Consider the following 13,467-nt stretch of genomic DNA (forward strand, 5'->3'; position numbering starts at 1 on the left):
ATCTCGTGCTTCTGCGCAAATTTAAAAATTGGATTTCGCATTAAAAGTCATTGTTTCCCCTGTAATAGGATGGGTAATCGTCAATTCTTCTGCGTGCAAGCATAATCTTGGCGACATAGCTTTAGCCTGTGGATGAGAATAAAATTTATCGCCTAGAATTGGATGCCCCAATGCTAACATGTGCAAGCGTAATTGATGAGATCGGCCTGTCACGGGCGTCAGTTTCACGCGAGTACTATTATTGGACAAACGTGCTAAAACTTCGAATTTTGTGACCGCTCTTTTTCCTAAAACAAAATCCAAACGTTGGCGAGGTCGATTTTCCCAATCACAAATCATCGGCAAATTTACCTCGCCATAATCTTTCTCCAAATGCCCCCAAACAATCGCTTGATAATGTTTTTTCGGTTCACGTTGGCGAAATTGACGTTTTAATTCACGATCCGCCGCCTTACTTAAAGCAAACACAATGATGCCGCTCGTGGCCATATCCAAACGATGAGCTGGCTCACAAAAGCCGAATTTTTCTTTTACTCGACTCATTGCACTATCGTAATATTGTGGTTGATTGCCCGGCACAGAAAGCAAACCGCTAGGTTTGTTCACCACGCACAAATGATTATCTTGATAAATAATCTCTAAATAAGGTTCAAGAGGCGGATTATATTCAATCAATGCCATTTTTATTCCTTGTTCGTCACAATAACACGCAGGCAATCCAAACGCCAATTTGCTTTAGAAAGCTCGTCCAGTGATTGTGTTCGTTGTTGTTCCAAAATATCAATTTCGCTTTGACGAATATTTTTATTTACCGCTCGCAAAGCCTGTAAACGGTTAATTTCTGCGCTTAATTGTTGATCTGCTTGATTTTTAGCTTCAGCAATAATCGGTTCTGCCAAGGATTTTACCAGTTGATCGCCTCGTGTAATCAAGGCTTCAATGTTGCTCCGTGCCATTTTCACCATTTGATTGGCAATATTTTTACCAAGTGGTTTCAATTTGCTATGCAATGTTTCAAAGGCAACCTGCTCACCAATGTTATTTCCTTTGTTATCAAGCAGCAGACGAATAGGCGTTGGCGGCAAGAAACGATTGAGCTGTAACCCTTTTGGCGATTGGCTTTCCACCACGTAAATTAATTCAATTAATAAGGTTCCAGCGGGCAGTTGTTTATTTACAAGCAATGCCATTGCAGCTTTGCCAATATCACCTGAAGCAACAAGATCAATACCTTGACGAATCATAGGATGATCCCAAGTCAAGAATTCCATTTCTTCGCGAGCAAGGGCAAGTTCTCGATCAAAGGTGACCGTCACACCTTCTTCTTTTAAACCCGGAAAATCGGGCACAAGCATTGTCCCAGTTGGACTAATTACAATACTATTAGCCCCAAGATCTTCTTGCTCTACGCCAATAATATCAAATAATTTTAAAGCAAAATTCACAAGCTCAGGCGAATTATCTTCATCAGCAATTTGATCCGCTAACGCTTGAGCCTGCTCACCGCCATGAGAATTTAGCTCTAATAAACGATCACGACCTTTTTCTAACTCAATCTTGAGTTTTTCTCGCGCGGTTTTAGTTTGTTTTAATAATTCAGAAAATTCATTCTCTGAAAGTGCGGTAGAATTTGACCGCACTTTTTCCAACTCATCAGAAAACTGGGCAAATAATGCCATTCCCATTGGACAAGTTTGTTCAAAAGCATTCAGCCCCTCATTGTACCAACGCGCTAAACAACTTTGAGGCGAATCTTTCACACAAGGCACATAAATTTGCACATCACGTTTTTGTCCAATACGGTCTAATCGGCCAATACATTGTTCCAATAAATCAGGATTTGTCGGTAAATCAAATAACACTAAATTTGCCGCAAATTGAAAATTACGCCCTTCCGAGCCAATACTCGAGCTCAGTAAAACCTGTGCGCCGTTTTCTAAATCCGCAAAATAAGCCGCGGCTCTATCCCGTTCAATAATCGACATTTTTTCGTGGAACACTGCGGCACGAATCGCCTCACGTTCACGTAAAATTTGTTCTAACTGAATCGCCGTGGCCGCAGTCTGACAAATCACAAAAATTTTTTCATCGCGATGGAGTTTGAGGAAATCAATCAGCCAATCAATTTTATCATTCTCTTCCGAGAGTGTAATTTGGTGGTAAACACGGTGCGGAAAACCTTTCACGCCTTGACGTGTATTGCGGAACAGCATTCGCCCAGTGCCGTGACGATCAATTAAGGCTTGAATCAGTTCCTGACGGGCACGATGTTGTTCCTCATCATTATTTGATGCAATCGCTCTAAAAAGAGGCTCGACATCTTGTTCAAGCAACAAATCAGAAATATGATTTTTTTCTACCGCACTTAATGCCTTATTTGCCACCAAAGATTCAACAGCATTAACCACAGGTTGGTAGCGTTCCTGCTCTTTCACAAAGGTTTGATAATCAAAAAAACGTTCTGGATCCAGTAAGCGCAAACGAGCAAAATGACTTTCTTGCCCAAGTTGTTCTGGGGTTGCCGTGAGTAACAAGACGGATGGAATGATGCGAGCAAGCTGTTCAACTAATAAATAAGCCGCACTTTGTGAAGATTCTGACCACACGAGGTGATGTGCCTCATCCACAATTAAACAGTCAAATTGAGCATCAAGCGCCTGCTCTACTCGATTAGGATGAGTTTCTAACCAATTCAGCGAACAAATAATTAAGCTTTCCGTTGTAAATGGATTAACGGCATCAAGATCAAAATCGTTGCAACGTTCTTCATCAAAAAGTGAAAAATGCAAATTAAAACGACGAAGCATTTCTACCAGCCATTGATGTTGCAACGTTTCTGGCACGATAATAAGAACACGTTGCACTTTCTCAGCAAAAAGTTGATTCTGCAAAATCATTCCAGCTTCAATGGTTTTCCCTAAACCAACCTCATCCGCCAATAACACACGAGGATTAACTCGATTACCGACTTCAGCTGCAATATGAAGCTGATGAGGAATTAAACCCGCACGCGTTCCACGCAAACCACGCAATGGCGATTTAAATTGTGCTTGCTGATGACAAAGCGTGCGATAACGCAATGCAAAATGACTGCTGCGATCAATTTGCGCTGAAAACAAACGATCTTTCGCTTGGCTAAAAGAAATAATCGGTGAAATATCACGTTCTTGCACAATGACATCTTCACCTTGTGGATTTTTAACTAAATAAAAGAGTAAACCGTTCATATTTTGAACGTTTAAAATCTCACCTTGCCAACCAGCTTGATGAGATAATGTTTCACCTTTGCTAAATACAATTCGGCTTAAAGGCGCTTGTGCAGCAGCATATATACGCGTTTCATCTGCAGCTGGGAAATAAATCGTGACAGTTCGTTGATCTAATGCGGTAATGATACCTAATCCTAAAGCGTTTTCACTTTCACTCAACCAGCGCTGACCAATAGCAAAGGGCATAATAATTCTCTTTCTTGTTTTTATTGATAAAATTTGGGGGCGTATTGTAGCTTGCTTAAATAGCAAAGGAAATTAATAAAAGAGAATAAAAAAATAGATTGAAGAAATAAATGGCACGCCCTAAAGGATTCGAACCTTTGACCCACGCCTTAGAAGGGCGTTGCTCTATCCAGCTGAGCTAAGGGCGCATTCAAAGGATTTCTTTTGTACAGAATTTCAAGACAATATAAAAGAAGTGGTCGGCGAGATAGGATTTGAACCTACGACCCACTGGTCCCAAACCAGTTGCGCTACCAAGCTGCGCTACTCGCCGATAAGCCGAACCAATTATAGATTTGTTTTGATACCAGTCAATGACTTTTTTTATTTTTTAAGCTAATTGCTCAAAATTATTTCAATTTAGGAAATGTCACTATTTCCCGTTGTAAAAAATTCATTGTCCGTTAGAATAGCAAACGTTTTCTCTCTTTTCATATAAAAGGACAACTAAATGACGGCACAAATCATCTCTGGTACTACCCTTTCAAAAAAAATCAAATCTGATGTTGCCTCTGAGATTGAACATTATATTGCTCAAGGTAAACGTGCACCAGGGCTTGCAGTCATTCTCGTTGGGGCAGATCCTGCATCACAAATTTATGTAGGAAGTAAACGTAAAAGCTGTGAAGAAATCGGCATACTTTCCCAATCTTATGATTTACCAGAAACAACTACACAAGCCGAATTATTAGCCCTCATCGATAAACTCAATAACGACAAAACAATTGATGGTATCTTAGTACAACTCCCCTTACCTCAACAAATCAATGCAGAAGCTATTATTGAACATATTGATCCGAAAAAAGACGTGGATGGCTTCCATCCTTATAATGTAGGAAGATTGTGTCAACGTATTCCAACTTTACGTGCCTGCACACCTTATGGTGTAATGAAACTATTAGAAACAACAGACATTGATTTACATGGCAAACACGCGGTAATAGTAGGCGCATCCAATATTGTCGGTCGCCCAATGTCTTTAGAATTATTATTAGCAGGCGCAACTGTCACAGTAACTCATCGATTCACCAAAGATTTGGAAAGTCATGTTCGCCAAGCAGATATACTTGTCGTTGCGGTGGGTAAGCCGAATTTAATTCCTGGCGATTGGATCAAAGAAAGTGCGGTCGTCATTGATGTCGGAATTAATCGTGTAGATGGAAAATTAGTAGGCGATGTAGAGTTTGACAAATCAGCCGAAAAAGCGGCTTATATTACCCCTGTTCCTGGCGGTGTTGGGCCAATGACCGTTGCAATGTTAATGAGCAATACACTTTATGCCTATAAACAAACATTAACGCAATAAAATTCAAAAGCAAGGTTAGCTTTAACCTTGCTCACCAATGTGAATGAAATCATTTCTTATCATTCAGGGACAATATTATTCCATTGCAATCTAAAACAAGCGTATGAATATTCAATAATCGATTAATTAATTCGCCTAGGAACTTTCCAACATTCTAATTGCTGAAGCAATCGTATTTGAATTCTATTTGTTCAAAATTCGTGCTTTAATTTACCGCTCTTTATAAAAATAAAACAATGCAGAGATCGCAATTTTATAGCAAAATGATAAAAATTTAAAAATAAGTAAGGATGTAAAAATGTTTAATTATGCAATGTTCGATCGATATGAAGGATTAATTTTTGATATGGATGGAACCCTCATTGATACTATGCCTGTTCACGCAAAAGCATGGGGAATGGTGGGAAAACAATTTGGTTACGAATTTGACAGTCAAATCATGTATAACCTAGGTGGGGCAACCGTAAGAACCATTGCAGAGGAAATGATGAAATTGGCTAATATGCCACTTGAGCGCCTTGATGAAGTTATTACAGCAAAACGTGCTTTATCTTATCAGCTCATTCCATCACAATCCACCTTGCTTCCTACATTTGATATTGTAAAACATTTCTATCAGAAAAAACCGATTGCACTAGGCTCGGGCTCTCATCGAAAAATTATTGATATGTTGATAGATAAACTTGATATTGCCTCTTATTTTAATGCCATTGTCAGTGCAGACGATGTAAAAGCGCATAAACCTCATCCAGAAACTTTTTTACGTTGTGCAGAGCTGATCAAGATTAATCCTACAAACTGTATTGTTTTTGAAGATGCAGACTTGGGTGTAAAAGCAGGTTTAAGTGCCGGAATAGATGTTTTTGATATTCGTACTCAACAAATTATAACCACAAAATGATGGAATGGTTATTAGGATTACTCACCGATTTTTGGCAAACTCATGCCTTATGGTTAATGTTTGCAAGTGCATTTCTAAGTGCGACGGTATTACCAGGTAATTCAGAGATAATATTTATTGTATTAGCTATCCCCAAATTAGCATTAGGAACTTGGCTAAGTACGGATATTTTTTTACTTCTTTTTATGGCAACACTAGGTAATGGGCTAGGTAGCCTAACTACTTATGGAATAGGATGGTGGCTTCCTCAATTTAGGCCCAAAAATCACCGCACTTTATGGGTTATGAAGCAACTTCAACGTTATGGTTCACTCACCTTACTATTAAGTTGGCTACCTATAGTAGGCGATTTATTTTGCGCCCTAGCGGGCTGGCTTAGATTGAACTTTATCGCGAGCTGTTTTTTTATTTTTCTTGGAAAACTGGTACGTTATGTAGCGTTATTGTTTCTCAGTGTACCTTTCTTATTATAAAATGGACAAAAGAAAAGCCCCGCAAGAATACGGGGCAAATAACCTAAGGAACCAATTTTATTAAAACAACTGCAAGTTGCTTGTTCTATCAGACAAGCCCATCTGGAAAAAGTTCACATAAATTAAAAAAATTCCAAAAAATAAAATCTAACAAAAAATACAAAGAAAAAAGCCCCGCAAGAATACGGGGCAAATAACCTAAGGAACCAATTTTATTAAAACAACTGCAAGTTGCTCGTCTTATAGGACAAAGACCTTGCTATAAAGTTCATAAAAAAATTGTAAAAAAATGAACATTCATTCAAATAATTCTTAATCAACTGATTTATAAGGAAAATTTATGCCATTACTTGATAGTTTTAAAGTAGACCACACTAAAATGAATGCCCCTGCCGTGCGTGTGGCTAAAACAATGCGTACACCTAAAGGTGATGATATTACTATTTTTGACTTACGTTTCTGCATTCCCAATAAAGAAATCCTCTCTCCAAAAGGAATCCACACTCTAGAACACTTATTTGCAGGTTTTATGCGTGATCACTTAAATAACGAAGATGTTGAAATTATTGATATTTCACCTATGGGATGTCGAACCGGTTTTTATATGTCTCTCATCGGCACACCAGATGAACAACAAGTCGCTAAAGCTTGGTTAGCATCAATGCACGATATTTTAAATGTACAAGATCAAACCAAAATTCCGGAATTAAACATTTATCAATGTGGCACATATACAGAGCACTCTTTAGAAGAAGCACATGAAATCGCAAAAAATGTGATTGCTCGTCGTGTTGGTATTAATAAAAACGAAAATTTAACATTAGATAATGCATTATTAAAATAGGAGAAATAATGACAACGCTTGGTACCGCATTAACACCTAATGCAACAAAAGTGATGCTATTGGGATCGGGGGAACTTGGTAAAGAAGTAGTAATTGAACTACAACGATTAGGCGTAGAAGTAATTGCAGTGGATCGCTATGAAAATGCCCCAGCACAACAAGTTGCACACCGTGCCTATACACTCTCAATGTTGGATGGTGAAGCATTAAAAACACTTGTAAAACAAGAAAAACCTGACTACATCGTGCCAGAAGTAGAAGCGATTGCAACGGCAACACTGGTAGAATTAGAGCAAGAGGGTTTTAACGTGGTACCTACAGCCAAAGCCACACAACTTACTATGAATCGTGAGGGGATTCGCCGACTGGCCTCGGAAGAACTTAAGTTACCCACTTCGCCTTACCAATTTGTAGATAATTTTACTGATTTCCAAAATGCGGTAGAAAAAATTGGTATTCCCTGTGTAGTGAAACCAATCATGTCATCCTCTGGTCATGGGCAAAGTATTTTAAGATCTAAAGACGATATTCAAAAAGCATGGGATTATGCACAAGAAGGTGGTCGTGCTGGTGCAGGAAGAATAATTGTAGAAGGGTTTGTAAAATTCGATTATGAAATTACGCTTTTAACCGTTCGTCATATCAATGGTACAAGCTTCTTAGCACCAATTGGCCATCGCCAAGAAGAAGGTGATTATCGGGAATCATGGCAACCACAAGTCATGTCAGATATTGCATTGGAAAAAGCGCAATCGATTGCGGATAAAATTACAAGTGCACTAGGTGGACGAGGCATCTTTGGTGTAGAAATGTTTGTGTGTGGAGATAATGTCATTTTCAACGAAGTTTCACCACGCCCACATGATACAGGCATGGTCACGCTTATTTCTCAAGAGCTTTCAGAATTTGCCTTACACGCAAGAGCCATTTTAGGTTTACCTATTCCAGAGATTACCTTAATTAGTCCATCCGCATCTAAAGCTATTGTTGTCGAAGGGAAATCAAAGAATGTAAAATTTGGTGCGATTGATAAAGTGCTTACTGAGCCCCATACGAATATTCGTTTATTTGGTAAAAGTGAGGTTAATGGCCACCGACGTTTAGGTGTGTTATTAGCACGAGACGTTTCCGTAGAAAAAGCGCTAGAAAAAGTAAATCAAGCTTATCAAAAATTAGAAATTACACTCTAATATTTCCCACACTCACTGACGCAAGCCTTTCAGCTTGCGTCGATCTTATAGAAGATTTTATATATTAAGCCAAAATGTTACTGGGCCATCGTTTGTTAAACTCACTTGCATATCCGCTGCAAATTGCCCCGTTGAAACAGGTAATTTCTCACCGCACTTTTGGATAAAGTATTCATATAATTCATTAGCCAATGCTGGGGAGGCACCTCTTGAAAAGCTTGGACGCAAACCTTTTTGTGTATCTGCAGCTAATGTAAATTGTGAAACAATAAGCAATTCACCTTGTGCTTGTTGAACATTTAAGTTCATTTTGTCATTTTCATCACTGAAAATTCGATAATTAAGTACTTTTTCAGCAAGTTTATCCGCTTTCTCTTGATTATCTTCTTTTTCTACACCAAGTAAAACCAGTAAACCTTTGCTAATTTGTCCTATTGTTTCACCGTTTACATCAACTTTCGCTTGGGTTACACGCTGGATTAAGGCAATCATTTTAATCCCTCGATAAAGCTCGGTAACCATGCTTCAGCATAACCTTCTTGATCATCCACGTTTAAAACATCAATTTTTAAAGTCTCGCAAATTTTTACCGCACTTTTTTCTTGGAGAGTTTGCTCCACTTTGTCCGCAGCATAGCAAAACGTATCATAATCAGAATTACCTAATCCAACGACCGCAAAGCGAATATCTGAAAAATCGCTTTGATTTTTAGCTAATTCATCAAATAGCGGTTTTAAATTATCTGGCAACTCGCCTGCACCATGAGTTGAAGTCACAACAAGCCAAATTTTTTCATTTTCGATGTCAGATAAACTTGGTCCGTGAAAAAGAGCGGTGGAAAAACCTTGAGTTTCTAAAACATCGTTTAAATGTTCGGCAACATATTCTGCACCACCTAAAGTGCTGCCAGAGAGAATGCAAATGTGCATTTGATTATCCTGTATTTATTTTCTTCCCTCATTCGAGGAAAAAGCAAAAAGAATATTTTTGAAATGATTAAAATAAAAAGGCTTAGATTTTCTAAGCCTTTTGTTATGATTAAACGTTATCGAATTTGCCAAGCAATGAACGAATATGTTCTTGCCAGTTGCGGTGTTCGTTTTTCAGTTGCTCATTTTCAGTTTGTAAACTTGCGATATTTCTTTGAGATTCTGCGTTTTTCTCTTTTAATTCTTCAACTTCTAATTGAAGCAATTGGATGGTTTCTACCGCTTGTTTAATTTTTTCTTCAAGCTGGTCTAAAATTTCTAAAGACATAATGATTTCCTTTTAAATACGAGTAAATTTGATCGTATTTTACCTAGTTCACACCTCTTTTTAAAGCCTTGTATAAAAAATTATTATGCGTTCAATAACGTAATGATAAAATCACACCGTTTTTATGGCTAAAAGTCAAAGGAGAATAAAATGAACGCTGCCCTAGCAATTGAATTTTCACGTGTAACAGAAATGGCCGCATTAGCTGCTCATACATGGTTTGGGCGGGGAGATAAAAATGCGGCTGATGATGCAGCAGTAAAAGCCATGCGTTATATGCTAAATTTAATCGATATGGATGCTGAAATTGTTATTGGTGAAGGGGAAATTGATGAAGCTCCAATGCTTTATATTGGCGAACAAGTCGGTTCAGGTATGGGAGAATTGGTTTCTATCGCCGTTGATCCTATTGATGGCACGCGTATGACCGCAATGGGGCAGTCTAATGCTATTTCTGTCTTGGCTGCTGGCGGCAGAAATACCTTTTTAAAAGCACCCGATATGTATATGGAAAAATTAGTGGTTGGCCCAAATGCTAAGGGCATGATTGATTTAACTTTACCACTAGAACAAAATCTTCGCCGTGTCGCATCTAAGCTAGGAAAATCCCTCTCAGATCTCACCGTAATGGTATTGGCAAAACCACGCCATGATGCGGTAATTAAACAAATGCATAACTTGGGCGTGAGAGTAATGGCAATTCCTGATGGTGATGTGGCAGGTTCCGTATTGTGCTGTTTGCCTGATGCCGAAGTCGATCTTCTTTACGGAATCGGTGGTGCGCCAGAAGGTGTGGCAGCTGCAGCGGCAATTCGTGCATTAGGTGGCGATATGCAAGCTCGTTTACTTCCTCGTAACGAAGTAAAAGGTGATACGGAAGAAAATAAAAAAATTGCTGCCGATGAAATTCAACGTTGTGAAGCATTAAGCGTAAAAATCAATGAAGTGTTAAAACTTGAAGATCTTGTGCGTAATAATAACCTTGTATTTACCGCAACGGGTATCACCCATGGTGATTTGCTTAAAGGTATCTCTCGCAAGGGGAATTTGGCTTTTACAGAAACCCTCTTACTTTGTGGTCAATCAGGTGCAATCCGAAAAATACAATCAATTCATGACTTAGCTCGTAAAGATTCTGAAATTTATAAGATTTTGAATATTTAGTTGTCTACAACAAGTGCGGTGAAATTTCACCGCACTTTTGTGTTTCTTCGCTTACCATTCGTAGCCTACACCAACGGAGCTCACCACATCACCTTGCGTATTTGTACTTCCGCTTAAACGGAATAAGACTTTACCGTTGTCACTAGAGCGGCTATATCCCACAGCAATAGCATTTTGTCCTTTGAAGTTTCCTGCGCCGGCAGAAACCATAGATTTACCATTACCTCGTACTTGTGGTAATCCAGCTATTGCAGCTGAACCGGCAATCCCCGCTTTCAGCATTTTATTATGTTGGGTAACTTTTTGATTAATAGCCTCGACAACAGAATAAAGTTGAGAGCCGTTAACCGCATCCGTTGATGTACTGGTAATACGACCTGCTGCAACGTGCGTAATTTGACGCTCTTTACCTTCGGCACCTACGCTGACTGTTGATGTTGGATTTGTACCAGCAAATCGATAAGTGGTGCCTTGAATAGTGATACTTTCTACAGGCATTGGTTTACTTGGCGCAGATTCATTACCTAATACTACAGCACCATCAAATCCTGCATCAACAGTGACATTATTGCCTAATACCATAACATTATGTGATGCAACTTTATTCCATGCACCAATCGCTACAGAATTATTACCTGTTACCTCATTTTTGGTGCCGATAGCAATTGAATTTGTACCGCTCGCAAAGGATTCTTTCCCTGCGGCAATTGAGTTTTCACCAATGTTAGAAAAATGACGTGTTAGTTTTTCCTCTAACTCTTTTAATGCTTTTTCTTTTTTGGCTCGCTCTTTTTCAAGCTCTTCTTTTTCTGCTTGTTTTTTTGTAAGTTCTTCTTGTTTTTGTTTTAACTCATTTGAATTTTCAGAATCGGATGGTGATTTTAAATTATCAATCTGAGATGTAAGATTTTTGATTTCTTCTTCCATCTTCTCAAATTTTATTTGAGCGTCATCTAAGGCTTTTTGGGCTTTTTCAGATTCTTCAGTTATCCCCTTAACAACATCATTGTATGGGTCATAAAGTTTCAATTTTTTAGCCCAATCAGTTAATTCTTTTGCTGTCTCGTCAGCATATTTATTCCATAATTTCTTGGTAGATTCCTTAAATTTAAATTTAATATTTTCATAATAATTTTTAGGATCGTCTTTCAGCTTAGCGATTTCTTTATATAAATTGTCTCGTTTACCTCTATTTTCTAGAGTTGGGTCTGCGATTGACTTATCATAAACAGCTATATAATCTGAAATTTTCTTAGCAAAACGTTCCACATCTTTAAGTTGATTAAGAAAGTCCTGTTTATCAAAAAGCCATTTTTCCTCAGGTGCTTCACGATCAATTAGATTATCAAAGTCATTATAAAATCTATCTACCCATTCACTTAAACGCTTCACATCCTGAGGAGTGTTAGTTTTTACTCCGTCAAAAAATTCATCAAAAAATCTTTGCGTTTGACCATAGTAAAGGTAGTGTTTTGCCTTATCTTTATCCTCAAAGCGAAATTCGACTTTCTTATTATTCTCATCATAACCCAGGTAATCGAAATCGCCTGAATGGTACTTGTGACTAGTTAATAAAAAATCACTGTGATTTATTTGATCATCACTAGCTTTTATTGGCGGAAGATAAAATACAGTATTTGCTACGTAATTTGGTTTGTAATAATTCTGAGAATTTATTTTATCAAGCTTATAAGCTTTACTTAAATCACTTATGACATTATTTTCACTTATCATTTTCAGTAGGGTAGAAAATTGCACATAACGCTCTTGTTTTTGGGATGAAAAAAAGTCATCTGTAATTCGGCTTGGTATGTTATCGATGCTTGTAATTTTTACAGGAGCTACAGAAGTTACATTTTTTAGTAAATCTGTAATGCCATCATGATCAGATGCGTATGAACTTAGATCTCTTCCAGCTCCTGTGTAAAATAAGTATTGTTTATTTCTAGATCTAATAGTATCTTTTATCTTTTCTTCGTTATATTCAAATGATCCTCTAGCGTTATCATATCCATTAACTATAATTTCATATTTATCTATACCAAATTTTTTAATTTCAGAAACATTAGGGTAATCAGCCTCAACTCGCTCTTTTAGGTCTTTTGCTAGTTTTTGTACTCCAGTTGTTCCTGCAGAATTGTCCGAAAGTTTATTCCAATCAAGTTCTTTAAGTTGTTTCAGGAATTTTATCGAAACACTTTCATCCTCTGAATAGATTGAAGGATAATGACTAGCGTATTCTTTAGCCTCTTCCCGCTCTTTGTCTAATTTGGCTAATTCTTTTTGTTTATTAGCCAAATCATTATTCAGTGAAGTAACAACTTGATTTTTTTTATCGTTAGATTGTTTGATTAAATTTGTTATTTCATTAATTCTTTTGTTCAGATCTTCAGCAGTTTTATTGCTGGCTTCAATTTTTTTATTTATATCGGAAAGTTCATTTTCTGCTTTGTTTTTATCAGCAACCGTTTGCTTTCTTTCGTTTGATTTTTCATCAAATTCTTTACGAGAAATATTGCCACCTGTTGCAACTGAATTATTACCTTGAGCCAAACCATATTTAGCTGTTACAGCATTGTTATAGCCAGTTGCAACGCCATGATCGCCTGTGACAATATTCCCTTCACCCGTTGTGGACGGGGCAGAATAGGCAAGGTTAGAAGATAAAGGCAATGTAAAGAGCAATAAGGCTACTGAGCTTTTTGCTGTAGTAAGAATTGTATGTTTTTTCAAAATATTCTCCTCAATCCTTGAACTATTTAAAATTGATAATCGACTTAATTATACATTTGTAGGGTTCTACATACTTATAAAAAGTATTCATTTTGTGATCTCGCT

The 13,467-nt window shown here is 37.7% G+C and carries 12 protein-coding genes and 2 tRNA genes; 6 read left to right on the forward strand and 8 right to left on the reverse strand.

What is annotated here, in order from left to right; all coding sequences use genetic code 11:
* Positions 1 to 21: 21 nt before the first annotated feature.
* From rluA to C3V42_RS03905, 4 genes are all read right to left on the reverse strand, one after another.
* Entirely contained in the window at positions 22 to 681 is a 660-nt protein-coding gene (rluA, locus tag C3V42_RS03890; RefSeq protein ID WP_106013739.1) for a bifunctional tRNA pseudouridine(32) synthase/23S rRNA pseudouridine(746) synthase RluA, read from the reverse strand.
* 2 nt (positions 682 to 683) lie between these two features.
* Entirely contained in the window at positions 684 to 3,455 is a 2,772-nt protein-coding gene (gene rapA, locus C3V42_RS03895; protein WP_106013741.1) for an RNA polymerase-associated protein RapA, read from the reverse strand.
* Positions 3,456 to 3,566: 111 nt separating this feature from the next.
* A tRNA-Arg gene (locus C3V42_RS03900) sits at positions 3,567 to 3,643 on the reverse strand.
* A gap of 48 nt (positions 3,644 to 3,691) precedes the next feature.
* Positions 3,692 to 3,768, reverse strand: a tRNA-Pro gene (locus C3V42_RS03905).
* A gap of 177 nt (positions 3,769 to 3,945) precedes the next feature.
* Here C3V42_RS03905 and folD point away from each other — a divergent pair.
* From folD to purT, 5 genes are all read left to right on the forward strand, one after another.
* Positions 3,946 to 4,800 carry a bifunctional methylenetetrahydrofolate dehydrogenase/methenyltetrahydrofolate cyclohydrolase FolD gene (gene folD / locus C3V42_RS03910; RefSeq protein ID WP_106013743.1) on the forward strand — a complete coding sequence of 285 codons (855 nt, stop codon included), beginning with the start codon at positions 3,946 to 3,948 and terminating at the stop codon, positions 4,798 to 4,800.
* 298 nt (positions 4,801 to 5,098) lie between these two features.
* Complete coding sequence (locus C3V42_RS03915; RefSeq protein WP_106013745.1) at positions 5,099 to 5,701, forward strand: beta-phosphoglucomutase family hydrolase; 603 nt, start codon at positions 5,099 to 5,101, stop codon at positions 5,699 to 5,701.
* Positions 5,701 to 6,174, forward strand: a complete 474-nt coding sequence (locus tag C3V42_RS03920) for a YqaA family protein (RefSeq protein ID WP_106013747.1) — start codon at positions 5,701 to 5,703, stop codon at positions 6,172 to 6,174. Before C3V42_RS03915 ends, C3V42_RS03920 begins: the two co-directional genes overlap by 1 nt.
* A 340-nt stretch (positions 6,175 to 6,514) precedes the next feature.
* Positions 6,515 to 7,018, forward strand: a complete 504-nt coding sequence (luxS, locus tag C3V42_RS03925; RefSeq protein WP_106013749.1) for an S-ribosylhomocysteine lyase — start codon at positions 6,515 to 6,517, stop codon at positions 7,016 to 7,018.
* An 8-nt stretch (positions 7,019 to 7,026) separates the two neighbouring features.
* Complete coding sequence (gene purT, locus C3V42_RS03930) at positions 7,027 to 8,208, forward strand: formate-dependent phosphoribosylglycinamide formyltransferase (RefSeq protein ID WP_106013751.1); 1,182 nt, start codon at positions 7,027 to 7,029, stop codon at positions 8,206 to 8,208.
* 57 nt (positions 8,209 to 8,265) lie between these two features.
* Here purT and dtd read toward each other — a convergent pair whose 3' ends face one another.
* The 3 genes from dtd to zapB all read right to left on the reverse strand — a co-directional run bounded on the left by dtd (position 8,266) and on the right by zapB (position 9,465).
* A complete protein-coding gene (dtd, locus tag C3V42_RS03935) occupies positions 8,266 to 8,700 on the reverse strand; it encodes a D-aminoacyl-tRNA deacylase (protein WP_106013753.1) in 435 nt (144 codons plus the stop codon).
* Positions 8,697 to 9,137 (reverse strand): FMN-binding protein MioC, encoded by a 441-nt coding sequence (gene mioC / locus C3V42_RS03940; RefSeq protein ID WP_106013755.1) that lies wholly within the window; start codon positions 9,135 to 9,137, stop codon positions 8,697 to 8,699. The genes dtd and mioC overlap by 4 nt, the downstream gene beginning before the upstream one ends.
* A gap of 109 nt (positions 9,138 to 9,246) precedes the next feature.
* Positions 9,247 to 9,465, reverse strand: coding sequence for a cell division protein ZapB (gene zapB / locus C3V42_RS03945; protein WP_106013757.1), 219 nt, complete (start codon positions 9,463 to 9,465; stop codon positions 9,247 to 9,249).
* A 150-nt stretch (positions 9,466 to 9,615) separates the two neighbouring features.
* Between zapB and glpX the strand changes: the two genes are divergently transcribed.
* The gene (gene glpX / locus C3V42_RS03950; protein WP_106013758.1) at positions 9,616 to 10,629 is read left to right on the forward strand and encodes a class II fructose-bisphosphatase; all 1,014 of its coding nucleotides are present in this window, start codon (positions 9,616 to 9,618) and stop codon (positions 10,627 to 10,629) included.
* 51 nt (positions 10,630 to 10,680) lie between these two features.
* Here the strand turns inward: glpX and C3V42_RS03955 are convergent, their stop codons facing one another.
* Positions 10,681 to 13,362: a YadA-like family protein gene (locus C3V42_RS03955; protein WP_106013759.1), complete on the reverse strand. Its 2,682-nt coding sequence runs from the start codon at positions 13,360 to 13,362 to the stop codon at positions 10,681 to 10,683.
* Positions 13,363 to 13,467: the final 105 nt, after the last annotated feature.

This window comes from Haemophilus sp. oral taxon 036, from assembly GCF_002998595.1.
Taxonomy (GTDB): Bacteria; Pseudomonadota; Gammaproteobacteria; order Enterobacterales; family Pasteurellaceae; genus Haemophilus; species Haemophilus haemolyticus_K.